Source organism: Chitinophaga costaii, assembly GCF_900094705.1.
In the GTDB taxonomy this organism is placed as follows: Bacteria; Bacteroidota; Bacteroidia; order Chitinophagales; family Chitinophagaceae; genus Chitinophaga; species Chitinophaga costaii.
The window spans coordinates 62,271-87,271 of the sequence record NZ_FMAR01000010.1; the positions used below are offsets into that span (position 1 = coordinate 62,271).

Genomic DNA, 25,001 nt, shown 5'->3' on the forward strand with positions numbered 1-25,001 from the left:
AAGTGGCTACCCGTGTAAACAAGGCTACACAAACCATCTTCTATCCTGTACTGATTTACCAATAGTCTGAACAGATCGCATCACGGTATAATACCACGGATAAATCTCCCGACTATAGGGTATTGTATCTCGCAGTCTCCCTTCGACGTGAGCGGATGCTCTTCTCTACACCCCGAAGAAGCTGCTCGTACGCCGCAACAGGAAAAGTCTGATTGCCCGGCAGTAACGAAAAATGTTCGCGATACTCCCGCTCAGCAAAGACACGTGCTCGTAAACCGTCCAACGATGACCCAAAAGTAAAAATATGGCAATACTTAGCCGCCAGCAGTTCGTAGGCTGCCGTCTGTGTTTTGTTACTACCACTTGCCGCCCGATCTATCAGCCCTTGAATGGCTGAACGCTCAGCCACATAATCCATAACATAGTTCAATCGTTTAATACGGCTTTCCACTTCCAGCAAATCAACTCCCTGCACTATGCAAGGCACACAACGGATGTCCGTCAACCAACTACCGGTATATCCTAACAAATTCAGTGTGGCGGGTTCGATATCGGTCGAAAAGGTCAGCTCGAATAGCAAACGGCCACCTGGTAAATAATAATCCAGACAGAGAGCCGAGGCACTACTCAGTAAAAACGGTACCATGCCTAACGCCTGGTTCAGTTCCGCAAAACCGTTGACAAAACGGCTGCGCACTTGATCTAATAATTCTTGCGACATCATCGTTACTCATTTAGAAAGGTAAATCATCTAGTGGAATAGAGATCGTCTTGTTGGACTGTTGGTTTTTCGGACCATCATTGGCGGCCTCCATTCTTTTTCCAGCCTGCTGCTGAGACTCCTTTAATGCCTGTTTGGCGGCCAGCTTCTCCGCTTTCAAAGCCGCAGCCATCGGTACTTTCTCCGTTTTTGAATCGGCACTATCAGGCACTTTTTGATTTTTTAAATCAACAGCTGCTTTATCCACTTTCAAAGGAGCTGCGTCCACCACTTTCTCCGCATTGATAGCGGCGCTGGTGACCACCGCTGTGGCTGCTTGTTTATCCCATTCACCGACCCTCTGTTTAATGGTTTGAACAGCAGTGGAAAAATTGTTCGACAGCATTTGCTTTTCCAAGAGATCCACCTGTGGTATTAACTTATGCTGCAAATTACGGCCATTGTGGTTCAAAAATCGAACCGTATGTAACATAGGATTGGCCGTCACGAACACATTTTCCAACGCACCGTTTTTTTCATACGAAAAAAAAGTATGCTTCCCATTTTCGATATCTTTGATCTTCTTTTCCATCACATGCTCTGTATTCAATTGTATCAGCGCAAAGCGATTCAACACCGTGGCTAAATCAAACTTCGGCTTCTCCACCGTCATGTCTAGCTGTTCAAATTTAGCATCTAAATAGTACTCCTTATGTAAATGCATTTTTTGCCGCTCACCGTTCTCCTTCACCGCAGTAGGATGCGGTACGATCCATGCCTTATAGGGCCGCAAGTCTTTCAAGGCATTGCCTTCGCCGTCAACACCTCCGTTAAAGGGGGGAGGCTCTAGTCCCTTTGGCAGCTCATTATTGAAAGGACGGATCTTAAGACGTACCGCCTGCACGGTAGGGTCCATAAACGCACTGGCATTATAAATATTCCAACGCTCCGAATACTGTGTAGGAAATGTTTGGGTCTCCATCTTCGGAACGTTGCGCTCCGTTAAGGCCTCAAAGTTGGGAACAATGGCACTATACGGACTGTCCTGCCAATGTTTCACCGCGAGCAGGTTACCAATATGTTTACCGAAACGATTACTACTAATTTTGTTCAAGTCTTCTATAATCGCCGCATTGGTCAATACCTTCTGCATTGTTTCTACCGGTATCCCAGTTAAATCTTTGTTAGGTGCGATGCTCCAATCTGCCGCCCTCATACGTTTATCCAGTTCAAGCGTATCAATGCCCTCAATTACCTTGTGATGAATGACGATACGTGGTTGAAAGTCTAAAGTAAACTTGTTTAAGTGAGGCATACCGTTAGTATCTACTTTAACATACAAAGTAGGGATGGCTACATTCCCATTCAGGGCATAGGGATCAATACGTTGCGTAAACTCAGGCTCGCCCTTTTCAACTCGGTCAACCACCAGTTGCAAGGAAGTTTCCTTTACACCAGCTCCCCGCAAATTCTTGATAAAAACCTCTTTTTGTTCCGCTTTCATGTAAACTTAGTTAATGGTAATTTTTGTCGGAAATGATTGGTTAGAATTCTATTTCCGGTTCCCGCGAAATGGTTTGTTCAGTAGATGAAACCTTCGTTTGTGCCACCATCCCCCTTAACAGCTCGCGCTTTTCGATCAATTCCTGCTGCACATTGACAGACACGCCCTTTACACTGTTAATAGTAACAGGGGAGAGCTTAAAGGATTTTAAATCTTTGCCCATCTCCAGAAGCAGCTTCGTTCCATCCAGTTGCGTAACATCTACCACCCCCCCCTGCATTATTTCTTTTTCCAGTTGGCGCAGTTGCTGCGGCGAACGCGCTTCCTGGATCGCTAACTGTCCTAGCTTCTGCGTTAAGTGAAAGTGCGTATCTAGCGCAAGAAGGTTATTTTTATCCTGCTGAAACCACTGCACACGCCCATCGGGCTGGTCCGGCGAACGTACCGCAAAGGGACGCCCAGATAAAGCATTACGCACCACGTTCCAAGGTAAAATACCAACCTGCGAAAAATCAAAGACCTGCCGGCGGTCCGGTTCTTTTCCTTTTAGATCGCGTATAACCGCTGTATACTGCGTGGGTATTAACTGGTGTCCCTGCGTGCGCTCCATGGTAAACTCCATGCGCATCGCCTTCGTTTCCGTTAACAGCGTATTGGCCGTTAGTAGACCTGGTTCCATCCCATGCGCATACTGCTTGCGGAGGTCCGCCGCTAGTCCGTTATATCCAGCAGCACGAAACGTGCGCTCTAACGTATCCAGGTTTTCCGCCATCGTCTGCGTCCGCTCTGCTGCCAGCCGTTTATACCGGGCGGGCTGCGTCACCTTACGAATTAGATTTAACACAGTACCCACCGATGGAAGCAACCAATATTTCCCGACAGGATAAAGGCTACGCTCCAGCGCCTTGCGATCATCCTTTACCTTGTTCAGCGACAACCGCTCATCCTCATTTCTTGGCACGGCGTATACTGCTGCCAACGTATCCAGGAAATGTAGCTCATCACGCTGGTTTCTTTTAGAGCTAAGCGCTGAACTCCCATGCGCCTGCTCATGACGGATAAACGCATCGCGGCGATGGGCACGCTCCTGCGCAATACGATCAATCAGTAATTGCATAAAATGTATTAAAGAGGTAAAGCCTACACTCGTCCATGCGCCACTGGTACCCTATACACCTCAACGCTATGATGACACAGTCCATAGCTAGCCTATCTCACCGTCACTAAACCTATAATAAACGAGTGCGACCAAATCGCCGCCCACCCACGGCTATCTTCAAATGCCGGTTGCCTTTCTCAAAAACATGGAGCGTAAACTGCTGATCATGCGAAAGAGTAAACCGGTCAAAGGCAAACACCAGAATATTACTACTATGCGCCGCTACATCCCCCAACGGATTAAAGATAGCCACCGGTGTAAGGACCGTTTCTTGAAAAGCCTTTTGCCGAAGGCGTCTGCGAGACGCAATACTGCACCGCGTAAAATCAATGGGATAGGGTACAAAAGATCGGTTCCGTAACTGAACGCGCACAAAGACTACATCATGGTCATAATAAATACCCGTCAGATGCAACCCTACACCACCACTCTGGGCACGTGGACCATGCAGAAATCCCCGCTGCCCATGCAGCCGTTTCAGGGTAGAATCCAGTAGCACACTTTGTTTTAACGCATTATCAAACAGCAACGAATCACTACCCACAGTACCATCCGTAAAATGAAAATCAAAATGAACCGGTGTCTTTTCATATTCCACTATAAAGGAGTAGATCTTACCATCGGCAGTAAATACATGCATATTGGTCGATGCAAAATCCGGACGTGCGGCCTTCACCTTTAGGATATTACCTACGCCTTCTAATGGCTCTACCAGTACCTCCTGGCTTCCAATATCTGGAAGGAGAATGCGGGAACCAAACACCAATACAGTCGTTTTCTGATAGGTGATCGGCAAATGATAACTGCCATCATAAAAAGGCGGTAACGGGCCAAAGCACTGTGCCAACGCCGCCACCTTATAAGAAATCAACACAATGAGTACCAGCAAATATTTCATGAAACTATTATTTTGAATAAAAAAAATTATTGGTTGTTCATCAACAGCACCGGGTAACCCGCATATAACGGCACCTTGACGAGCCGTACGCGTTTGCGTAAAAACGACTTGGCTGTTTCAATACCAGCACTCGTGGCTTGGGCAGCCAGGCTGGGATCTAAAGAACTCATGCCGATATCATCGATCACACTGCTACTTTCTTTCGTCTGATCACGTACCGCGGAATTCGGCGCGTTGATGCCTTCCTCACCATCCAGGTCATACACACTCATGCGCACTGGAACGATTGTACGCCCTACAATGAGGCTGGTAATAGTTAAATGCAAGCGCCCACTGCCAATACTGGCATGTGCAGACACAAAACTACCCTTGGGTACATGTAACTGCGATACATACATATCTTCCATCACCATGAGCGTAACAGTGCCGTTCTCCGTGGCAGTTTGATCCTGGTAGATCGCCGCACTGATCGTGTTTTTGGTGGCCGTATCCACCGGTGCCTTATAACTGTAAAATCCATGGCCACCCTCTCGCTGTTCAGCCTCGCGACCCGGAGCCTTTAACACCTGGAACACCTTTTCCGCCAGCAACTTATTACGACGGGCAAGGGAATCTTTTACCTCTCCAGGATGTTGAATTGCATACACCTTGTCCAGCAATGCACTGAGCTGTCCAATCTCTGGATCAGATATTTGATCGTTGGCACTATTATTCATCATTTGCTCCACCATCACCGTACTACTGTCACTCGTCGCATCAATAACAGGAAGTACCGGTGGCACCGGGGGGGGTGGTGGTACCGCTGCCGCTGCCAACTGGGCCTGTAACGCTTGCAGCTTTTGTTCGGCCACCGCTGCATGATCGACAGGCCCATTCACCGATACATCGGACACAGAAGGCAGAGTCGTTGAACGCTCCCCTTCGGGCGCAAACAGCGAATCTGAGCGTCCTTCCTGGTCCTTCAATTCAATCAGCCGCGCACTGTCACGAGCCGCCAGATCATAAAGCGATAACTTATCGACTTGATCTTTAAACGACGCATCCGGCAACGAAGCATTCAGATCACCGTTGGCCGTTACCGGCTGCTGCGCCTGCACACCCTGGCCACCACCCAACGCCCAAAAAAGCAGGCACACAAAAGGGAAAAGGACTAGCGGGCCTAGCACTATAAGTTTCGTATCAGGCCCTTTTTTTACATCATCGTCTGTCATGTGTAAGTTGTTCTATTGATTCAGTTGACCTGCTGCCGGCGCAAGCGCCAAAAGACTATCCAGGTAATGCCGGCCACCAGGGGTGGCACCCAGCGAATCCATCAAATGTTGCCACGCGTTCGAAGCGGAAGGAGGAAACAGTGCCCGGTCAAGCGCCCGCTGGTAGTGGATACCTTGCGGACCTGCCTCATGATGCGGCAACACCACCTGTACGCCCGGAACCACGTGTAGGGACGGTACCATGGGCCGCAACACACACAGGCAGCAGAAAGCGCCAAAGCATCCACAAAAAAGGACAAAAGCAACCAAGCGGGCACGAGGGGATCGCCGGTTCACCGACGTTTGCACCCGCTCTACGCACCTAGACAACTGCTCCACCACTTTTTGTTGCCTCGGTGTTAAGGTTATCTCGTCGACATCCGCTGAACGCCGTACACGGCGTCGCCAAAAAAACTTCATCTTTTTTCATTTTTAATGTCACTGTTATTCAGGATTTTCCAACGCTCCACCAAAAAACCGTGCGGATTGTCATCGCTACGGAAATTCATATTGCGCAAATATCCTTCGGTAATCAGGTTACGCGTGAGTACAGTAGAACTCCGCGCAATCCGCTCCTTACCGTAAAACTTGAAATAATAGGGTGCCTCACCGGTGCTTACCTGAATGCTATCAACACTCACCTCCTGCGTAATGCCGCTAGTAATGATATTGTCGTAATAACCGCTCTCGCGCAACATATCATATTGTACTTTGGCACTGTAATCAGCTAGGTTCAGCGCCCGCACCAAGTTGGCTTGGATGATGGCATTATCAGGGGCCAGGTTAAAAAAGAATTGATGAAATGTCTTAATATGATCGCGGGCTTCCACCGGTACATTGTCTTTCTTATCAGCCATGGCAGCATAAAATGCCTTACCATTGGCCAGCACATAAATATGCGTCTGCATCTGTTCAATCTTCTGATAGCTGCGTTCCACCGCATAGCAGGTCACGATCCCGAACACCACCAGCAACACCCCGGTAAAAATCTGCACATGCCGAAAGGCTGTCTCTATGTTTATTAACTGCTTTAAAATCATTTTCCGCTTTCCCCTTTAAGATTTGGCATCATTGGAGGGCTTTTGCTGCTCACTCCCCTTTAATTGCTTGTATAAATAACCGCCGCTTTTGCCCATCATGGTGCCGATGTCACCGGTCGCAGAAGAAACATTTTCCTGGCCACTAGCACCAGCTCCGAAGGAGCGTTGCGCATTATAAACCGCACCCACCGCTTGACCAGCCGCACCCGTGTACTTCGTCACGGCCATAGCAGCCATATTGGTCATCTTCTGGAGATTATTATGCGTACCGGTAGCCTGTACAATGTAATTGGCTACATTGGGAACCGTGGTATACCCAACAATCGCAATGATGAGAAAGACCAGGTACGCCGTATCCGATGGACCGAACGCTGTATCCCCATACTGCTTTATTTGCTGAATATCAATCTTGATCATGTTCTGCTGGACTTTACCTATTATTGCCCCGAATATATTACCCACCGGCAACCATAGATAGATATGGATATACCGCCCCATCCAGTTAGACAGCGAATGGCCAAAACCATCAAAACAACTGAACCCGAAAACGAGTGGGCCTAAAATAGTCAGCACCACCAGGTAATACGTACGAATGGTATCGATACACAAAGAGGCCGCCTGGTAGAGAATATCTAGCAATTGGGATAACCAGGCTTTTACCTGATTTTGAAACTTGTAGGCCGCCTTCTGCATCTCGAATTGCATGCCCGCACCTACTGCCTGAAACGGGCTGGTGGCTGCATTGGGAAAATCCTCATTGTTATGGGTATATTGGTACCATTTTTCAGCATTCCCGTCGCCGGTTTCCCCAACAAACATCTTCCAGTAATCCGTCCCTTTGATGGCCTTTTCTTTCTCATCAAGCAGCTCCTTAATGGCCGCATCTGAGTTTAATACCATCTGGTGCGTAGCCAGTTCAACCGGCTTTAGGACGCCATTAAAGACACTCATAACAGAACCATACAGTAAGATACAAGAGGCTAGCACAAAAGGTTTCAGTAATGGATAGATATCCACCGGCTCCGCATTGGCGATGGACTTCCAGACCCGCGCTGCAATGTACCATAGGGTGCCAAAACCCGCTAACCCGCGCGCCACATCGATCAATCCCGCACTTTCAGGTATCATATCGTTGTAAACTTGCTCCAGCACCCCATGCATGCTTTGCATATCATCGGAAATAGACTGGGCCTGCAACAAGCTAGGCAATAACAGGACAAGCGCACTCACCAGCGCAACACCCTTTTGTTGTCGGGACATTCGTTATGGATTTAAACCGTGTAACGTCCGCAGCGACTCAACGTCTTCTGTGGACCGGATACGTTGTAATAGCATCACATTATTTTGATTATTAAACGCCCGTAAAAATGAGAGCTGCCCCTCCATCTCTTGGTAAATACGATCAATACCCCGAAGCCGCTCATCGTCTGACATCCTCAACTGCTGAGCCGTGATGATCATAGTGAGTTCATCGAGATTATTCACCGACGCCTTGAACAACGTATTGTATACATCCGTAAAATGATCGATCTCCCAAGGTTGACAAAGGCCACTGCTTTTAAAAAATTTTAATGCTTTTTTATACTCCGCTATCAGCGTCACCTCATCATCAATGATATCTGCCACATGCCGGTACTTAGCAATGGACGGATTAACGAGTAATAAGCCATCCAAAAAAGTACGATGCAACGAGAAGTTGCCATGACTGATGTCCCGAACCGTGTTATACCCTTTGGTGAGTATCTCATATCCCTTCTTCATGTCAGACAAAATGTTTTTCAATTGCGCCAGCTTCTCAATATCCAACAACAATTGCGTTATCTCCGCAGACTGACAGCGGGCCACCGGTAAAACACCCACCTGAAGTACCAGTAGTAATAATATCCGTATCCCATAGCGGCGCTTGGTTAAGCTCCTTTTCATGGCAACCCATTTAATTGTTTCATAAGCGATACCGACCCCATGGCTGTCTGCCGCTGCTTCATCAATTGAACCGATTCCCGCGCATAACGCTGGGTGAAACGATATAACTCGGCTAGTTGCTGCTCCATATCTGTAAGGGCCCCGATACGGCCATCATCTTTCAAGGCCAACTTCCCGTTAGTGACTAAGTCACTGAGCAAGTCCACCGATATCGAAACATCTGATTCCACCCGCTCCAAATAAAACCGCTGCGCCCGGTTATCCCCCGGCAGAAACCGGCCCAATTGCGCACGGTGTTGCTTGCATAAAGTCATTAACTGCTGCTGATACAATATGATATTGGCCACCACCGCCATCCGCTTCACCTGCGGGTTCACCGTTTTTAAGGACGTGAAATAGTCGTCATGCAAATGAAAATCACCTTGCTTAATATCGTTAATCGTCTTAAGTCCTTTCTGTGCAATCGAATAGCCCTTTTTCAGCAGCTCCAGGTAGACTTTCAATTCAGCTATTTGTTGAAGGAGGTATTTCGTTTGTGTTTTTTTCTGGCTGAAAAATCCTTGCGCCGGCGACACCAACGACCAGCAAAGCGTCAAGACCATAACCCATACTGTTTTCATAACCTCCTAGTTTTAATGCAGACCATACAACCGTCGCATCAGATCCACCTCGTTGGCACCTTTGGTACGGTAAAGAGATAGCATCCTGTTTTGCGCATTGAACCGCCGTAGGTCGCTCTGGTTACGAAGCATTTGATCATGTACCTTCGAAATCAACTCCAGGCGCATCGCATCAGACATCGTTGTCTTAAAAGAGGAAATCACCAGCATCAGTTCATCGACGTTATTGCCAGCCTGCTGTAAAATACCCCCATACACCTCCAACAGATGCTGCGCCTCCTGCGGCGTGAAATGCGGATCCTGCTGTAACACCAACAGCGCTTGTTTGTAATCACTGATAATGCTTTTTTGTATACCAATGATATCTTTTATCTTTTGATAATAACTGATCACGTTTTTTACCTTCGCCAGTTCATTGAAGTACTTTGTATAAATAACACGTGATGAGTCATTCCACGTAGCTATCTCCTTTAACTTCAACTTACTCAGCGTGTTCTCCAGCACTTTCTGCGCAGCTTGTAACTTGATCGTTTTAGTCTGTATTTTTTGAATGGCTAGATCCACCGCTTTCACTACTTTTTTAATGGCCTCCTTGATGACCACCGTAATGATAAACGCATGCGCCTGTTGGGTAGGTAAGCAAGTACATACAGAGCATAGGCATAGCATAAATACCGTTAATATTCTGCGCATATTACATACGTTTTTGTTCGTGTTCCAAATCAGCTACCAGTGCCGCAATGCCTCGTTGAATATCACCTCCATATCGATCCGTATATTGCTGAACCAACACTTTTTCTGACTCCTCGGTTGTATAAGCATAGTATTCCGCCTTAGATACTTCCACCCGGTATACCTTGGATAAAAATCCCCCAAAGCCAAACCATACTTCCTTGTATTTTCTTCCCGGCTCATTGCTTTTATTCAGACTCAATATTTCGGTTTTCTGCTTATCCGTTAATCCGAGCATCTCTTGGATCAAACCAAACTTATTCTGATACTTACTTTGATCTAGTAAAATCTTCACGTCGGAGTTGTTGATAATAGCCTGCTTGATAATGGGACTGCTAATAATATCTTCCACCTCCTGCGTCACTACGATAGCCTCTCCAAAGAACTTGCGAACAGTTTTAAAAAGATATTTTATGTACTCGGCCATGCCTTCCTTGGCTATGGCCTTCCATGCCTCTTCAATGAGGATCATTTTTCGAATGCCTTTCAGCTTACGCATCTTACTAATGAATGTTTCCATGATAATGAGTGTCACCACCGGAAACAGGATAGGATGATCCTTGATATTGTCTAACTCAAAAACAATGAACCGCTTTTGCAACAGGTCAAGGTTAGAGGTCGCGTTGAGCAGGTAATCAAACTCACCACCCTGATAATAAGGACGTAAGACGTACATAAAATTCGATGCATCAAAATCTTTCTCCTGCACTTTATTGGCCACTAGCACATCTAGATACTCATCACGCAGATACTCATAAAAACTGTTAAAACAGGGAAAGATATTCGGATGCAGTTCCAGATATTCAAAGTACAAGGTCAACGAGTTGGAAAGCGCCACATACTCACTGCGCCGGTACGTTTCATTGTCCTTTTTCCACAGCGCCAACAGCAAGGTTTTTATCGACTCTTTTTTTTCTGTGTCCAGCGTCTCGCCCTGGCCAATATAAAACGGATTGAACGTAATCGGGTTGGCCTCTTCATAGGTAAAATAATACCCCTGGAGCATCGTACACAGTCCCCGGTAACTATGACCTACATCCACCACCACGATATGCGTACCTAATTCATAATAGCTGCGTAAAAGGTGGCAGCAGAAGAATGATTTGCCCGATCCTGACCCCGCCAGCAGAAACTTATTGCGGTTCTGGCAATACCCCCGCTTCACCATTTCATCAGAAATATCTACATGCAATGGATATCCGGTGATCCGGTCACCCAAACGAAAGCCTGTGGCACTGAGGGAGGTCCGGTAGTTAGTTTCCACATTCAAAAAGCAACACGCTTGCTCCAGGAACGTATCAAAAGTATCCGATACCGGGAAGTCCGCCGCATTGCCAGGGATACCAGCCCAAAAAAGCTGCGCCGCCGCTTTAGACTCTTCACGCGGCGTAGCATCCATCTGCGCAAGACCCGAACTGACCAGGTTACGCAGGTCTTTGAGCTCACTTCGTTGCTCCGTCCAGTACAGTACATTAAAATGCGCTTTGATGGGCATGCGTTGATCACCAATTGCCTCATTTAAAAAATCATTCGTAGCATCCCGGCTCATCGCATTCTTGCGCGAATAACCGGAAAGCGATTGCAACCGCAGCTTGCGCGACTCCATTTCTTTCAGCGTCTTTTGCGCATCACCAATCATAATGTATTGATTGTACACGTGATTGCAATTCAACAATAAATTAACCGGCGCTGCAAAGCTGATGGAAAACTTGGTTTTATCCGTACTATACCGGTCATAGTTGATCCGGGGCCCACAAAGCGGGGGCATCACCTCCACATCCCCCAAAGTAAACATCTGGCAATACCGGTCACCAATCTTAAACTCTGGATGAAACTGAATATCTTTCACCGAAAGCGGTTCATGCAGATCACTGGCAAAAAGATATTTTTCAATTACACCTGGATACGCTTCATCACCTATTAGGTCCTTCTCCGATAAGCGGGTTAACCGAACCGCACCCCCATCCAATAAGATCTTTTCAAACTGCCCCACCGCATCCAATAACGCCTGCATAGTAGCAGCACCCCCCTGAACAGAAGGAGTCAACCGGGAACGAAGTAAATTGTTGATGACCAAATTAGACGGCTTGCGACCTGCTGGCTTTTTGGTGATATATAAGTAACAGCTATGCTGCAAAAAAGGACGCTCATGGAAGAAAAGCTCCGACTGCCGCGCCAGAAAACTTTGATCTTGCTCAAAGTTCGCCGCATACGCATCTTTGTTATAAAAGTCCTGCTTGTGTACTATCGTATGTGCAGGCAACACCTTGAACGCCTTTACCCATACCTGGTGTAAGGCTTCAAAATCATCGCTACTCAACGTGAAAATTTCCGGAAGATGAACTTCATAACCAATCGTCACATCCCCCTGTTTACTGATGATACAATCATGCTCAACCTTCCACAGCGGAAGATGCTGTTCCAACGAACGACTGTTTTCGTTTGCTATCCGATGATTCAACAAAAAAGCCGCCGCCACCACCACTAATAGCAAGAGTACTGGTATCATGTCTATAAAATTAAACAGTTAAGAACGTTGCGTCGTTTCAAGAATCTTGCTGACACGCTTCCGACAAATAATGACTACCGGCACCTGACGGTAGGCTCGCCGCTTGGTCAACCCGTGGGCCCCGTAGGTATTAGACATTTTATAAATCTTAGAGACCATGCCCCCACCAAGAATACCAATGGAGGGAACTACAATTATTAACGATACCTGCATCATAAATAAGATGGCAAAGGAGACTAGCAGGATCACAAGTCCTAATCCCAGATATACGATGTACTGAGATTTTAGCCCTTTAAACTCAAAGGCAGCATTGATTCCCTTATTAACCTGATATACGCTGGACATGCTAATATTTCGATCGTTAAGCGATATTAAAAAAGGATTTCAAAATAGTAGCTACCACCACTAAAAAAACGCAAGAGCCAAACCACGAAGCCGCTACCTTGTTGGTATCTTGATCTCCCGCATTCCACTTCTGATATACTTTTACCGCTCCGATAATACCAAGTACAGCACCAATGGCATACATCAAGGTAATACCCACATTAAAATAACTAGTCACCGCTTTTGTAGCGGCCGTAATACCGTTGGCCCCCTGATCTCCTGTAGTCTGTGCCTGTACACGTATTTGTAATATCAACAAGAAAACGGCTATATACCCGACACGCCAAAGGCGTACGATAGGACGAAGGACGGAAGGAAAGATTTTTTGTATCACACTGTTGCTTTTAAAATAACCACCTCACCACATGACCCGCCCCGTTGTCATTAAGTGCCATAGATGAAGTGAAAGAAGATCGTTGGGGATTAATCGCGTGCCATAGCTTCGCTAAGTAGGACCACGTGGTCCAAAGAACGCTGGATACATCTGTGAATGAAATTAAAAGGGAGAAGGGTGGCTACCACAGGTTGGCCACCTCTTGCGCGGTCAGTTCCACCGCACAGATAGCATAAGATTGGTGTTGAATATAGGCGTTGACACTGCCATACATTTTGGTGGATTGCAAGGCTAAATAACTCTGCAATTTCCGATGCAACTGTTGCAGTAGGTGATGCTGATCCCACTCTTCCTGGAAACAGGCATTGAAAAGATCGTCTAACTCATCCATGAGTAATGAGGTCGAATCATACATTTCATTTTCTGTCATTGCTACCGCTAATGGTGCCATAGGGATCTTTTTAGAGGAAGGTGCCTCCACTGCATCTACAGGTTCCTTCGATACACTCGGCGTCCAAATTCGCCGAGGCTGCTTGTCCGGCACTGCGCCCGGCTTTTCCTTGAATAAAACTGGCAGCTTCCTTCCAAAAACAACCAGCAGTAGGATAATGTAACACAGAACATATATGCCGATGAATTGAACCCAAGTAATTTGATGGAGCATAGTTGCTTCTTTTGTTAGTATTTTTGCAATCCAGCTTTTTAAAATATCCGCTTGTTATTGCTCCACAAAGATGCACTCCCCATTGACCTGTTTCCTTGGGGACAGTTGTACCAACACGATACAACACTATTGACAATCAACATATTATCATTGAAATTTAACTGTACTAGTCGCGAACGTACCCCTGGCCACCGAAAAAAAACCATCTTCCAGAAGAAAGATGGCTTGCAAACACCCCAGTAGTAGGACGCCAGGGCCTATACTTTGTTACGCGTCACACTGATCAAGGTATGCCACAAGTCAATTAGCGCAGTTTTCGTGGTGGCATCAATCGAGTAAAACTTCGTTTCAAACGATTTTTCGGTGACAGTATCTTTAAACTTAGTACCAAAATGCCGGTTCCAAAATTTGATAGCAGCATCCTGCGTCTTAAATGGTGTGATGCCCGCCAAATAAAACGCTTTGCTCATCGCTGCCAGGACACCTAAGGTGAGGGTGCTGGGAGCCTTTTCCAATAGCTCCTTTTCTTTACTGTACGGATAGCCACCACTCACCGGCATGGATATGTCTACATAAATTTTTCTGATATTTTCAATATACAACCGTTCCTGCACCACGAGATTTAGCAAAAACTTATCGGTAGCCTTCGCATTCAACGTAAAAAAACGATGGGGCTTCGTTTCAAGTTGAGCAAAAATTTTTTCCAGTTCTGCAATTTTTTCCAGTTTCCTGTCCAAGCTTTCAATGGCTTCCAGCTCCTGTTGAATAGTGGTATAACAATAATCAAGAAATGACTGGCTATTGAAATTAAAAAATACCATTTTAGTGCGTAGGTGACAGTTGATATCCTGATCATCCTGGATGCTGGCAATGTCATCCAAAAACTCACTTCCATACAGTAATTGCTGATACGTAATGCGTGAAATAACAGGATCTTGTGCACTATCGGGCGCTAACCACCGTTCGTAAGGCTCTAGCGCTATTGTGAGTAACCGCAATTCCGTTTGGGGGGTTGTAAGCCGCTTACGCAATAGCTCTATACGCTTTTTGATATCTACCTGCACAGCGCGCACCTCATTGACGGGCAAATATTGAGTGACATCAAAATAAGCTGAATATTGTCGTTGAAGGTACACTAGCAACGATAACAATACATCTTCCAGCTCTCCATAAAAACGTTTTGCAAAAGCAGGCATCTGCTCCTCATAGTTTATTTCATAAGCAACCACACGGTTGATTAAATTAGAAAAATACGTTTGACGGCCCTGAATAAATAATCCAATTTTCTTGGGTTTCTCCCGCTTAATAACCTCTTTTTGAATTTGAGACATTACCTGGTCTTTTTGAATGAGTAACCACATCGACCAACGCTGAATGTCTGACGCATCGTAGGTTTGCGAGGTAATTTTGGTGCTGATAAGATCACGAATAAATAGGTCTAACGACTCAAAGGATGGCGCTTGGTGTAACATACTATGGGTTTTAAATTAACAATGGACTATAGATGCAGGGTACAGCATTAAATCACATTAACGGATAATATTAATCCGGACCAACGATGCTTTGGTCAAAAAGTACGGGATAATTAAACTAAAGTTAGTCAGCAAATTAAATGCAACATGCACACCTACAATGGTATAGGGAAATACTTTTTTTGTTAATGGGTTGTTATTTTGACCAAAATCAATACAAACGATCCTTTTTATAATAAGGATTGCTATAGGTACTATTATGTCTATTTTTCGCTAAAATGGACAACACAAGAAAGGCCCGCCGAGTAAACGACGAGCCTTCGTATCCTCGCCTTGTCAGGACAATGTAGCGAAGGATACTTTTTTGTACATCCATTTTAAACATTCATCATGCTGCCCCTAAAGGGGCACTCTTTTACAATAAGCCATTTGCATCTACTCAAATTCGCGACCGATACATAAACACATTATATGATTGACAAAAAATAAAGACACAAATAAGTAGAAACTTATCTGTGATCGACCTCTTTCTATATGATAAATTATTAAAAATCGTTTAAACACGTTTTCGCGTTAAACATAGCATAAACGCCCTTCTGCCTGCCTACATACACCCACTCTCTTTCAAAATAACCCCACGATGATCCGCTATCTAGCCTCTCTTAAAACCTATCAACGGCTCGTGGGGTAATCATTTAAAAACAAACCCACGTAACTAGGTTTCATACCTTATATCAAAAAATATCTGTAACAAAATGATGACCTCCTTTCTAGCAGCAAATCCTTCAAGTCGTCCAACCATTCAAATAATTAACTGGCACCTAACATATATCTACATATACTGCTTTTCAGCGTACGCTACTTCACAATAAAAAAGCTATTAAATAGAAACTCACAGGAGGTTTTGTACTCTGCACTAATTTTTTAATAGAGGAATATTCCACGTCCAGTCATTCAGCCGGTTATTCTGCCGGCCGGTGAATAAAACTATAAAGTACATCCACTGTTTTTCAGGTGCATGTGTCTTTGAATCAAATATATCTCCCACATATAAATAACCCTACTAGGATTTTTCTCCAGTATTAAAGTTTTTAATCCTTGAAATAATCTAAGTGATCCTTTCAAACATTTAATAAACAACACCTATCATTACTCTTCAGTGATTGCTGCTTAAACTAAAAATCCCTATAAAGTAGATACTTAGTAGGTACTCTAATACTTAAAAGAATACAAAGTGAATCTTTGTAATTCATCAAACATTTAGAGCCATTCGCCCATGAAATAGACTGGATGGTGTCTTTCTAATTGTGCATCCACTATTTTTTAGTGCATGCTGCTTTGACCAACAATGATCCCAATTAAGTAGATACTTATATAAGGGTTTATCCTAAATAAATAATTGACACAATTTTTAAAAACATTTAAAACAGTTTGAACCATTCAACCATTAAATAAACTAGATCGTAGCTTACAATATATATACATCACCTGTATTGCTGCACGCACTTCATCATCATAATCTCATTAAAATAGGTTACATCCATTCGCTTTCACACGCTATATAAAAAACACTTCCGCTCTTTGGCATGGAAAATCCACTCAGTCACCATAAAAGCGATGCTTTGTAAAAACAAATATCCATTTTGGAGGCTTACTTTTCTACCACTTAAATGCGTACCAGGGGCACCCAATAACATCATCCATCAATAATACACCCGCACCACATAACCCCTACGGTCATCTACAACTCGACCCATCAAACCGGCTGTAGCCGTAAGGGTATGCTGCGGTTGGGTAGGCAAGCTAAGTAATAAGCCTACAATGTCTTTCTCTTTTATCACCCGGATCAGCAACGCCGCTTGTTCAAGCGACATTTGCCGACTATCCAGATGTAACTCGATATAAGGAATATGCAAAAAACAATATTTAAACTCCAACACAAAAGGATCATCACCCGGCTGATACGAAGTGATATTAGCATCATTGACCCACACCACTCGACTTATCTTACCCACCATAGCCTCATGATAAAGGCATGGATGATCCCGCATTCCTATATAACACAATACCCTATCCGCAATATGCATACCCTGCTCACGCTCCAAACCCGTAAAATTCAATAGATCCATAACCTCCTCTCGGAACAACCGTCCGGGAAGAGGTTCTTTTTTATAATTTTCCATGCATAAAAAAAATTATGCTGCCACAAAGACTAGCAACCATTCCTAACATCAAAAAATAAATGGAAATACACATACAGTACCCTTACACCAACAGAGTAGATGGTGCAATACCGCCAACAAGCATCGCGGCTGTTTTATATCCTTCCATTCAAACAAGTAGTAGCTCCAGCATCGCATGGAGCAATCATTCAATACCTACTATACAATCCAACTTTATTAAGGTAACACGCTAAACACCTTTTTTTTAAAAAAAATTCTATTACCTCCATATCCGCTCATACACCTGGAGGAAAAGTTGTATATCATGCGCTTGGGTTCCAAACCCCTCTTTTATATAGACTACTGCCACACTGCATATAACCATATGGTACTTATAAACCCTCAAATCATCCTTTTCTAACTATATAGAGTTGAAAAAACCAAATACATGGTTAAAATAATATCAGTCGATTATCCATTGCCCAATTCCCTCTTTTATAACAGTACATCCCCGCTAACGGAGAGCAGCGATCTAGCCAATTTCCGCATTCGACACCCAGCGAAGACTACCCAGCCCATGCAATCCGCTAAACCCAATAACCCATCATCCACCAAAACGAAGTATGTTCGCTGCTATACCAACACCTTCTACCCATGATGCAGCAGGATTACACCTATGCTATTGTGTTTGTTATACTCGATGACGAGTATGTCATCTTATCCACCGACCACCACAAGCCCAGTTTATTTAACAGCTTGGAAGCTGCCCGTAATGTATTTTCTGAAATACAATTGATCTGTACCGCCGGGGACCGTGAATCTCAACAGAAAATCCACGCTTTTCTTACCCTCACCAACCCCGTTATCCTACGCGTGCCCGCTGATGAAAACCTTCAGCGTTTCTTACCCAAAAAAAAGCCCATGGGCGCGGACTTTACCTTGAACAGACAGGCCTATGGTACCCTGGCTGCCAAAGCCAATATCTTGACTTTTCTGTACTACAATATCCGACAGTGGATACAGCTTGACATAGATACCAGTGTTCCCCCTACACAAGTATTGACCCATCTACCACCTGGTACCAATTGAACTACTAGCCTAAAACTAACGGCCTAGTACCATAGAAAAAACCACTGCTAAAAAACAGTGGTTGTTACATAAAAAATGAAAAAAATACTATATTCTGCCCGGCAGTATTGACGGATATCCTAAGTTACAAACCTTCACTGCAACCAGCCGTCAGCACACAAACCTGGAGCCGATTTTACCGTCCATCTAATACACTTTCTTCACTACCCGCAGTAGATACAAGTACGATTTGCCCCAATCAACTGACTAGAAAACAGCGTAATAGATACCAGTAAACAGATGCACGCTCCCCAGGTCTAATTTAGGAAATACAGGTATTTACCCTAGAAAAATGCTTACCCGTGCTTCATCACTGACTATCTCTCCAGGTATATAGCCTCTTATAGCATGACCACAAGTGACCCAGTGACAACTAAATGTATGTCCTGGAAACACCCTTTAGGCTAATCACCTGCTCGCCGGCTTCCTTCAAAGAGCTGAATAAGACTCTTCTTACGTTATAGAAAACAATTAAAGTAATCCCACTATTAAAATGGACACCTGCTGGAATAGCAATAGAGGGTTGCTCTTCTATCCATATTAAGAGGTAATATTTCCTGTATCTCAAACAATGCACGTAACTCACTCGATCGTATGACATACTTTTTTTGGGGGGAGTCGTCTGCCACCGGTCCTTGATGGAACAGCCTTGCGACGCTCCGTTCATCGAGTCGGTCACCGATGAAGCGGCGCGAACAAAGGTTTTGTAACGTAAGTAAGCGGGTACTAATACCGTTAACCCATGACGACGTTTAATGACGGGTCACTAATTGCTTCACTAGCATGTTGCAGTAGGAAATCATAAACCCCAGCAACACCCGTTCCTTCCAAAAATACCCGACCATACCATCCTTTCCAATAAATAATGCCACCGCTGCATCGATTACACCTATGATAAGAAAAAGGAAGGATGATGAAAAACATTCCTGTACTCAGTATGCCCCTTTCCTTACGGTGCTTCTTAACTGCTCCCTGCGCTGTGGTGTTGTATTGCTGCTCACAGATGGGCCTTCGGTCCGAAGGCAGCCTTGCCATTCGGCAAGTCCAGTCTATCTGTCTATTTTTTTCCGGCTAACTAATAAAACAAAAATACGACGGGTTTTGAGAGTTCAAGGGCCGCTACGCTTTTTTGAAAAATTTTTTCTCGTCCTGCGGCGAGAAAAAATTTTTCAAAAATCCCTTGCCCTCTCAAAAGCTCCGTCGTGCGAAGGTTTTATAGTCAGTCGGAGAAAAAATATTTTTTTCAAAGGCATGGTGGGTCCAGGCGATAAGGAAAAGGCGAAGCCTTGCCGGTGTATTTATAACGCAGATTAATAAACGAAGTATGAACACGCAAAAATTATCTACACGTAAACAGCCACTACCGGCTATCAGAGGATCGCCGCTAAATACTGCACTCTCCCAATGGTCACACCTTATATTTTTTAACACATCATTCATTAAAAAACGCTGCACCGCCAGCGCAACAACCGGCTATATTATGGCAGACAATATTAACTACAACGCAATGACCCGCCAACATGCTTTTTATTCTAAAGGAGAAAAAGCTTGGCACCTCAAAGGCCAGATTCCCGACCGCTACGAACGTAGCGAGGACGTTTGCAGACAAGCACAATTAAATTACCCAGTAGCTATATTACCTAATATTCACCGAGTGCCGGGACAACCAGACATCTTTTCTAATCAATCCTTTTTTACCTACAGAGAAGATACTAACCAGGTGTTAGGCGCTCACGTAGGCCCTGATTATACGGTAATGCAAAATTTAGAGGCCTTTGATTTCTTCGATAGCATTGCCGGAAAAGACAGCATCTATTATGAAACGGCCGGAGCGCTCGGCAACGGAGAACGCATTTTTATTACCGCAAAACTACCATCTTATATTAAAGTGGGTGGAGTGGACATCATAGAAAAATACTTGTTCCTAACTACTTCGCACGATGGTACCGGCAGTATTACAGTAGCGTTTACGCCCGTGCGCATCGTATGCAATAACACCTTGAATGCAGCTCTAAAAAATTGTTCCAACGTAGTCAAAATACGGCATACTAAAAACGCTAAAGACAAACTAAACGAAGCACATCGCGTAATGGGGATGGTGAATACCTTTAGCCCAGCCATTGAACAACAACTAAACGCCTTCGCAAATGTACGTATATCTGATGCCCACGTACGTCAACTGATTGAACATGCATTATGCCCTAGCAAGGAAGTACTTACCCAGCTAAAAGCCGGTGAAAGGGAAACCCTTAGCACCAACTTTAAAAACCAAGTCAACAAAGCCTACGAATACGCCATGAGCAGCCCCACGCAGCAGATGATAACCACCCAGGGCAATCTATTCGGAGCCTACAACGCCGTAACCGGCTACTTTCAAAATGTAGTCGATTATAAAACGCAAGATCAAAAAATTGATTCCATCCTTTACGGAGGAACTGCGCAGCGCAAAGCGCAAACCGCATTCCAACTGTGTGAAGCGTATGCATTACACGGTGCCGGCATATTTCAAAATTAACCACTTCCAACAACCCGCCCCCGCAGCCAAGGGGGCGGGTTGTTTATCATCACAAAAATTCATCTGTAGTAAACAAAAAATGTTAGTATATGAAACAGGATATACCCACCCCACAGGATGCCCTATTTTTAACAGAAGCCTTTGGCCGCTATTACCCTATGGCACGCTTCATTTATACCATGTTCCAGATAACGCAAAAAATCTTACTGAACTACCAAAAACCGGAAAATTTTATCAATACCCAATTTACTATTGGCAACGATATCTATTCCCCAGCCTACGCACTGCAACTGGCCGATCAATTGGCCCGTTGCTATGTCACCGAGATAGAAAACTATTGGAAAAAAAACTACTTCCTCGATTTTATGCCCCTATCCATCCCAGATGCCACCACAGAACCGCTGCTACTAGATGGCCCGCAACAGATCATGGCAAACATTACCCGGCAGTTGGGAGAAGATTGGCAGGCCGCGCAACAAGCACATATTATGCAACAACTACAAACATTTACCCATTACCCCATAGAAACCTACCAAAACGAAATATAGCTAACAGAAGCCTATACCCTAAAAATAGCCTCCCTGGATGGAGATTTCGCAGTATCAGATAACAACACCACCGTTGAAGCACTTATCAGAGCATTATACCTGTTCTATTACCAAGACCTAGAGATCGAGCCGCTACTATTAAAAATGGTAGAGGAATGGAAAATATATGTAGATACAGAAATACCGATCGTTTTGCCATTCGTAGGATATGCGTTAAGGTATGAACCCTTCGACAATCGCCTAATCATAGCGTTCAACGAACCAACAGAACCAGTGGCATTTGCCCAGCTCGTAGGCTGGCAACTCAAATCGGTGGGAGAGGAAGAAAACGATTAACACCCCGGCAGGTACGTGAAAAATGGCCCCATCAATGAAACAGCCTATAACATTGCCCCCTCTATACATCTAATAAACCATCCTTTTTAACACTCACCACTTAAATAATATAGTATGCTTACCGAGAACAAAAAAAACAATCGCACTCGTTCCGCTAAACCAGTTTGCCAACGACCTGAAAGCACTCACAAAAGAGCAGGTAACCGATACGGTCATTTCCTACCACGCGTTACCCAATGATAAAAAAGAGGTATTCTGCTCGGTGATGGGTATCGAAAAGCTTGTACAGTTCAGCCCTTACGAAATACACATCGTAGCCCACCCGAAGAACCCAATAAAGAAGAATATACGTTCGATGAGGACAGCGGAGAAGCGCAGTACGAAGAAGCCATATACGAACAGGCCTTGGCGAACTACCAGGAAGAACTGAAGGATTACCAAGCATTGGTCGATGACCCCGCCACCCCGATAGCAGTACGCATAAAGGACACCTCCATGTCCTTGGTACGCTATACACTATGCCGTAATAACCGTACCACAGAGCAGGCCAAGCAAACAGCCGCTGCCCTCAAAGAGGCCATTAAAAATAAAACGGTTAGTGCAGCTATGATTGAAGCGGAGATAAGCCGCATAGAAGCTCGTGAAGCTCGTCACCAAGACTTGGATGCAGAAAAACTAGCGGTGCAAATTCACCAGCAATACCGCGAGATGGTGAATACCGAAGCCGCATTATGCCCCCCGCTACCCGCCGATCAGCTATATGTACGTTGGCTGGTTTATCGTTGGTTATCCTTCGGTGACCGCGAGATGGTGGAGGCTAACTTTTTTCTCCCCCGCAATGATGAGCAAACCGATCAACAATGGCTAGAAACAGCCTTGCAAGGGCTGACCGAAGAACAGTTCGGGCTAATGATTCGCCTGGGGACAGTGGCACAAGCCACCAGCTACCAGGCACGGAGTATTGATGCGTACCTATTGCAAAATATGGCCAGCCAACTAGGTGTGGAGTTCCAAGCCCTGCATACCGCCAATGAAGAACAGGCCATCGAGCGGTACGAAAAAGTACAGGCACGTATAGGAGAACTAACAGCTATGGCAGAACGCTTACGAAAAAAAGAGGCAGCTAATGCAACGAACGCGATCCAGACAACGCAAAAATTGACGGCCTAATTCAGTTTCCACCACTACCGGCCATCGCTGCCATTCCCCAGTAGGATCATGGCGGCCATGGCCTTCCTATCACGTAAAATAAAAGATATGCTTCCTACCATTCGTATTACCAAAGCCCTTGCCCTTCCCGACAACGATCAATGGCAATTCCGCTTTAACGTGGAAAGCGCCAGTTCCAACCGCCTGTATACCATCTCCCAGCACAAGGTTAAAAAGCATTGGGGATGTAGTTGTCCTGGCTGGAAAGCGCACCGGACATGCAAACATTTACAGGCATTGAGCCTACCATGTTTTGAACGTCCTTTTGAACCTACCATAATAATAGAATGATATGAAAAAAGGATTTTTAGAAGGTTATAAAACCTATGACACCAGCCATGGATATGGCAGCCCCAAAGCATGGCGTGATCGCTTTAAGGATCGCATGGGGGCCGAACAAGCCGCTGACGTGTTTAAAGGGGAGCCTTCCCAAGCACCCTATACTATATTAGGAATTCAGCCAGGAGCCACGCAGGCAGCCATTAAAAAAGCATTTAGAAAGTGCATCACCGAATGGCATCCAGACCGCAATTCACACCGGTTAGAAGAAGCAGAGGAACGCAGTAAAAAAATTATTGCCGCCTATACGCTTTTATCGGCCTAATCATTTCTAGGCGATACCGTTAACTCCGGTATCGCTCTTTATACACTATAAAAAATAACACACATGCACCCGCTCCTACAACTATGCCGGAATTGCACCTGCGAATATTTGCATGAAGCAATCAACGAAACGCTTCGCCAAGTCCGCAAACCGCTGATTTCGTGCGAAGCATATCTGCAAACCAGCCACGAAACCCTGGTACAGATAGCCCTTTATTGTCCTGCAACACCATCATTCCGATAGCAATGCCCCCTATACTATTGATCCAGCGGGGAAATGCCCATTATAACCATCATACATAAATGTAGGTATTATGAAACCACTCCACCAGCAAGGAAACACCCGCAGAGCGCGGCTACTGTTTCAACTTTTCCCACAGGAGAAAAAAAAATGCCTAGAACACATGGCGCAACTCGCCATAGCACACATTGGCTATGCACAAGAATTGCGCGCACGATACCCGTACGCCCTGGTGTCCTGGCAGATATGGTTCTATGTCGTTTTTGAAGTACGCGAAGTGTTACACCCAACGCGCCGCTGGCGAAAGTGGTTCCCACGCCAACGCTTCCGTATTCTGTTTCGCCGCATTAACGTCTATTATGCCATCCATGCCGTAAACAGCTATGCTAAAAGCCCCCAGTGCCGCAACGCCGATTTTAAACTAGCCGTAGCCCTACTATTTCATCAATAATACCCGCTTTCTAAAGCCGAAAGCAGATACGATCATACCACCTTAAATAACAACGGCACTCGCCGCCACACCATCACGGTGAGTTGGCCAGGATTTTCTTTTCTCCATAACAGCGCCTTTATACCATCTATGCCGTTCATCTGTTAATGGGATTTTGCTGCAACAAATTATGGGGCCATAACAAGCCCCTTAATTTATTGTACTGTTTCAATGAAGGGGCGCACCTTTACCCACGCCATACGCCGCCCCATACTTACTTTTCTTGTTATTAGATAGTTTTTAACTGCTCGGTCACTGCTGCTAGTTCTTCTGGCGTAAATCCCACACCTTCGCAGTACGCCCATTCAGGTGCAGCAATGTCAATGCCACTGCTGGCAATTTTTCCGCAGGTGGGACAAATAGCCTACCATTCTGTATTGTTCCTATGAAAGCTATGTTTCAATATTTTAACACCAACGTGCGGTCTGGATAGTTCTTCCTCTTTTTCTATATAAAAAAACTTCTCGATTCAATTTGATCTTTTGTGCTGTTTTTCATTGTTAAGTGTTTAATGGAGATTAATTACTTGAACATGAATAAGATAAAATTATTTTTCAATTAACCAATAATTTTATGGTAA

Annotated in this window: 25 protein-coding genes; 8 read left to right on the forward strand and 17 right to left on the reverse strand. The window is 44.9% G+C overall.

Annotated features, from left to right (window positions below; translation table 11 throughout):
- Positions 1-112: 112 nt before the first annotated feature.
- From GA0116948_RS14085 to GA0116948_RS14165, 17 genes are all read right to left on the reverse strand, one after another.
- Positions 113-724, reverse strand: a complete 612-nt coding sequence (locus GA0116948_RS14085; RefSeq protein ID WP_089713348.1) for a hypothetical protein — start codon at positions 722-724, stop codon at positions 113-115.
- A 10-nt stretch (positions 725-734) separates the two neighbouring features.
- Positions 735-2,204 carry a hypothetical protein gene (locus tag GA0116948_RS14090; RefSeq protein ID WP_089713350.1) on the reverse strand — a complete coding sequence of 490 codons (1,470 nt, stop codon included), beginning with the start codon at positions 2,202-2,204 and terminating at the stop codon, positions 735-737.
- 40 nt (positions 2,205-2,244) lie between these two features.
- A complete protein-coding gene (locus tag GA0116948_RS14095) occupies positions 2,245-3,321 on the reverse strand; it encodes a hypothetical protein (protein WP_089713353.1) in 1,077 nt (358 codons plus the stop codon).
- Positions 3,322-3,433: 112 nt separating this feature from the next.
- On the reverse strand, positions 3,434-4,261 hold the full coding sequence (locus GA0116948_RS14100) for a DUF4138 domain-containing protein (RefSeq protein ID WP_089713356.1): 828 nt from the start codon (positions 4,259-4,261) through the stop codon (positions 3,434-3,436).
- A 26-nt stretch (positions 4,262-4,287) separates the two neighbouring features.
- Positions 4,288-5,472, reverse strand: a complete 1,185-nt coding sequence (gene traM, locus GA0116948_RS14105; protein WP_089713358.1) for a conjugative transposon protein TraM — start codon at positions 5,470-5,472, stop codon at positions 4,288-4,290.
- A gap of 12 nt (positions 5,473-5,484) precedes the next feature.
- Positions 5,485-5,715 carry a hypothetical protein gene (locus tag GA0116948_RS14110; protein ID WP_123891826.1) on the reverse strand — a complete coding sequence of 77 codons (231 nt, stop codon included), beginning with the start codon at positions 5,713-5,715 and terminating at the stop codon, positions 5,485-5,487.
- A 212-nt stretch (positions 5,716-5,927) separates the two neighbouring features.
- Positions 5,928-6,551, reverse strand: coding sequence for a conjugative transposon protein TraK (gene traK, locus GA0116948_RS14115; protein ID WP_262487152.1), 624 nt, complete (start codon positions 6,549-6,551; stop codon positions 5,928-5,930).
- A gap of 15 nt (positions 6,552-6,566) precedes the next feature.
- The gene (gene traJ, locus GA0116948_RS14120) at positions 6,567-7,811 is read right to left on the reverse strand and encodes a conjugative transposon protein TraJ (protein WP_089713362.1); all 1,245 of its coding nucleotides are present in this window, start codon (positions 7,809-7,811) and stop codon (positions 6,567-6,569) included.
- Positions 7,812-7,814: 3 nt separating this feature from the next.
- A complete protein-coding gene (locus GA0116948_RS14125; RefSeq protein WP_089713364.1) occupies positions 7,815-8,474 on the reverse strand; it encodes a hypothetical protein in 660 nt (219 codons plus the stop codon).
- Positions 8,471-9,094, reverse strand: a complete 624-nt coding sequence (locus tag GA0116948_RS14130; protein WP_089713366.1) for a hypothetical protein — start codon at positions 9,092-9,094, stop codon at positions 8,471-8,473. The genes GA0116948_RS14125 and GA0116948_RS14130 overlap by 4 nt, the downstream gene beginning before the upstream one ends.
- A gap of 12 nt (positions 9,095-9,106) precedes the next feature.
- On the reverse strand, positions 9,107-9,787 hold the full coding sequence (locus GA0116948_RS14135; RefSeq protein ID WP_089713368.1) for a conjugal transfer protein TraI: 681 nt from the start codon (positions 9,785-9,787) through the stop codon (positions 9,107-9,109).
- 1 nt (position 9,788) lies between these two features.
- Positions 9,789-12,335 (reverse strand): TraG family conjugative transposon ATPase, encoded by a 2,547-nt coding sequence (locus GA0116948_RS14140; RefSeq protein WP_089713370.1) that lies wholly within the window; start codon positions 12,333-12,335, stop codon positions 9,789-9,791.
- An 18-nt stretch (positions 12,336-12,353) separates the two neighbouring features.
- The gene (locus GA0116948_RS14145) at positions 12,354-12,680 is read right to left on the reverse strand and encodes a DUF4133 domain-containing protein (RefSeq protein ID WP_089713372.1); all 327 of its coding nucleotides are present in this window, start codon (positions 12,678-12,680) and stop codon (positions 12,354-12,356) included.
- Between the two features lie 16 nt (positions 12,681-12,696).
- On the reverse strand, positions 12,697-13,053 hold the full coding sequence (locus tag GA0116948_RS14150) for a DUF4134 domain-containing protein (RefSeq protein WP_262487154.1): 357 nt from the start codon (positions 13,051-13,053) through the stop codon (positions 12,697-12,699).
- Between the two features lie 181 nt (positions 13,054-13,234).
- The gene (locus tag GA0116948_RS21085; protein ID WP_123891825.1) at positions 13,235-13,504 is read right to left on the reverse strand and encodes a hypothetical protein; all 270 of its coding nucleotides are present in this window, start codon (positions 13,502-13,504) and stop codon (positions 13,235-13,237) included.
- A gap of 470 nt (positions 13,505-13,974) precedes the next feature.
- Complete coding sequence (locus GA0116948_RS14160) at positions 13,975-15,189, reverse strand: hypothetical protein (protein WP_089713376.1); 1,215 nt, start codon at positions 15,187-15,189, stop codon at positions 13,975-13,977.
- Between the two features lie 1,703 nt (positions 15,190-16,892).
- A complete protein-coding gene (locus tag GA0116948_RS14165; protein WP_089713378.1) occupies positions 16,893-17,372 on the reverse strand; it encodes a hypothetical protein in 480 nt (159 codons plus the stop codon).
- A 633-nt stretch (positions 17,373-18,005) separates the two neighbouring features.
- On the opposite strand from GA0116948_RS14165, the gene GA0116948_RS14170 reads away from it, so the two are divergent.
- From GA0116948_RS14170 to GA0116948_RS14215, 8 genes are all read left to right on the forward strand, one after another.
- Positions 18,006-18,440 carry a hypothetical protein gene (locus GA0116948_RS14170; protein ID WP_089713379.1) on the forward strand — a complete coding sequence of 145 codons (435 nt, stop codon included), beginning with the start codon at positions 18,006-18,008 and terminating at the stop codon, positions 18,438-18,440.
- A 1,363-nt stretch (positions 18,441-19,803) separates the two neighbouring features.
- Entirely contained in the window at positions 19,804-20,994 is a 1,191-nt protein-coding gene (locus tag GA0116948_RS14185; RefSeq protein WP_249260574.1) for a DUF932 domain-containing protein, read from the forward strand.
- Between the two features lie 89 nt (positions 20,995-21,083).
- Positions 21,084-21,542, forward strand: coding sequence for a hypothetical protein (locus GA0116948_RS14190; protein WP_089713385.1), 459 nt, complete (start codon positions 21,084-21,086; stop codon positions 21,540-21,542).
- A gap of 144 nt (positions 21,543-21,686) precedes the next feature.
- Positions 21,687-21,878: a hypothetical protein gene (locus GA0116948_RS14195; protein ID WP_089713388.1), complete on the forward strand. Its 192-nt coding sequence runs from the start codon at positions 21,687-21,689 to the stop codon at positions 21,876-21,878.
- 495 nt (positions 21,879-22,373) lie between these two features.
- On the forward strand, positions 22,374-23,048 hold the full coding sequence (locus tag GA0116948_RS14200) for a hypothetical protein (protein WP_123891824.1): 675 nt from the start codon (positions 22,374-22,376) through the stop codon (positions 23,046-23,048).
- A gap of 87 nt (positions 23,049-23,135) precedes the next feature.
- On the forward strand, positions 23,136-23,378 hold the full coding sequence (locus GA0116948_RS14205) for a hypothetical protein (protein ID WP_123891823.1): 243 nt from the start codon (positions 23,136-23,138) through the stop codon (positions 23,376-23,378).
- A gap of 1 nt (position 23,379) precedes the next feature.
- Positions 23,380-23,691: a J domain-containing protein gene (locus tag GA0116948_RS14210; protein WP_089713394.1), complete on the forward strand. Its 312-nt coding sequence runs from the start codon at positions 23,380-23,382 to the stop codon at positions 23,689-23,691.
- 403 nt (positions 23,692-24,094) lie between these two features.
- Complete coding sequence (locus tag GA0116948_RS14215; protein ID WP_123891822.1) at positions 24,095-24,382, forward strand: hypothetical protein; 288 nt, start codon at positions 24,095-24,097, stop codon at positions 24,380-24,382.
- Positions 24,383-25,001: the final 619 nt, after the last annotated feature.

Excerpts from the sequence above, each read along its gene's own strand:
- GA0116948_RS14085 (WP_089713348.1), bottom strand. The coding sequence starts at position 724 with ATGATGTCGCAAGAATTATTAGATCAAGTGCGCAGCCGTTTTGTCAAC.
- GA0116948_RS14090 (WP_089713350.1), bottom strand. The coding sequence starts at position 2,204 with ATGAAAGCGGAACAAAAAGAGGTTTTTATCAAGAATTTGCGGGGAGCT.
- GA0116948_RS14095 (WP_089713353.1), bottom strand. The coding sequence starts at position 3,321 with ATGCAATTACTGATTGATCGTATTGCGCAGGAGCGTGCCCATCGCCGC.
- GA0116948_RS14100 (WP_089713356.1), bottom strand. The coding sequence starts at position 4,261 with ATGAAATATTTGCTGGTACTCATTGTGTTGATTTCTTATAAGGTGGCG.
- traM (WP_089713358.1), bottom strand. The coding sequence starts at position 5,472 with ATGACAGACGATGATGTAAAAAAAGGGCCTGATACGAAACTTATAGTG.
- GA0116948_RS14110 (WP_123891826.1), bottom strand. The coding sequence starts at position 5,715 with ATGGTACCGTCCCTACACGTGGTTCCGGGCGTACAGGTGGTGTTGCCG.
- traK (WP_262487152.1), bottom strand. The coding sequence starts at position 6,551 with ATGATTTTAAAGCAGTTAATAAACATAGAGACAGCCTTTCGGCATGTG.
- traJ (WP_089713362.1), bottom strand. The coding sequence starts at position 7,811 with ATGTCCCGACAACAAAAGGGTGTTGCGCTGGTGAGTGCGCTTGTCCTG.
- GA0116948_RS14125 (WP_089713364.1), bottom strand. The coding sequence starts at position 8,474 with ATGAAAAGGAGCTTAACCAAGCGCCGCTATGGGATACGGATATTATTA.
- GA0116948_RS14130 (WP_089713366.1), bottom strand. The coding sequence starts at position 9,094 with ATGAAAACAGTATGGGTTATGGTCTTGACGCTTTGCTGGTCGTTGGTG.
- GA0116948_RS14135 (WP_089713368.1), bottom strand. The coding sequence starts at position 9,787 with ATGCGCAGAATATTAACGGTATTTATGCTATGCCTATGCTCTGTATGT.
- GA0116948_RS14140 (WP_089713370.1), bottom strand. The coding sequence starts at position 12,335 with ATGATACCAGTACTCTTGCTATTAGTGGTGGTGGCGGCGGCTTTTTTG.
- GA0116948_RS14145 (WP_089713372.1), bottom strand. The coding sequence starts at position 12,680 with ATGTCCAGCGTATATCAGGTTAATAAGGGAATCAATGCTGCCTTTGAG.
- GA0116948_RS21085 (WP_123891825.1), bottom strand. The coding sequence starts at position 13,504 with ATGGCACCATTAGCGGTAGCAATGACAGAAAATGAAATGTATGATTCG.
- GA0116948_RS14160 (WP_089713376.1), bottom strand. The coding sequence starts at position 15,189 with ATGTTACACCAAGCGCCATCCTTTGAGTCGTTAGACCTATTTATTCGT.
- GA0116948_RS14165 (WP_089713378.1), bottom strand. The coding sequence starts at position 17,372 with ATGGAAAATTATAAAAAAGAACCTCTTCCCGGACGGTTGTTCCGAGAG.
- GA0116948_RS14170 (WP_089713379.1), top strand. The coding sequence starts at position 18,006 with ATGATGCAGCAGGATTACACCTATGCTATTGTGTTTGTTATACTCGAT.
- GA0116948_RS14185 (WP_249260574.1), top strand. The coding sequence starts at position 19,804 with ATGAACACGCAAAAATTATCTACACGTAAACAGCCACTACCGGCTATC.
- GA0116948_RS14190 (WP_089713385.1), top strand. The coding sequence starts at position 21,084 with ATGAAACAGGATATACCCACCCCACAGGATGCCCTATTTTTAACAGAA.
- GA0116948_RS14195 (WP_089713388.1), top strand. The coding sequence starts at position 21,687 with ATGGTAGAGGAATGGAAAATATATGTAGATACAGAAATACCGATCGTT.
- GA0116948_RS14200 (WP_123891824.1), top strand. The coding sequence starts at position 22,374 with ATGTCCTTGGTACGCTATACACTATGCCGTAATAACCGTACCACAGAG.
- GA0116948_RS14205 (WP_123891823.1), top strand. The coding sequence starts at position 23,136 with ATGCTTCCTACCATTCGTATTACCAAAGCCCTTGCCCTTCCCGACAAC.
- GA0116948_RS14210 (WP_089713394.1), top strand. The coding sequence starts at position 23,380 with ATGAAAAAAGGATTTTTAGAAGGTTATAAAACCTATGACACCAGCCAT.
- GA0116948_RS14215 (WP_123891822.1), top strand. The coding sequence starts at position 24,095 with ATGGCGCAACTCGCCATAGCACACATTGGCTATGCACAAGAATTGCGC.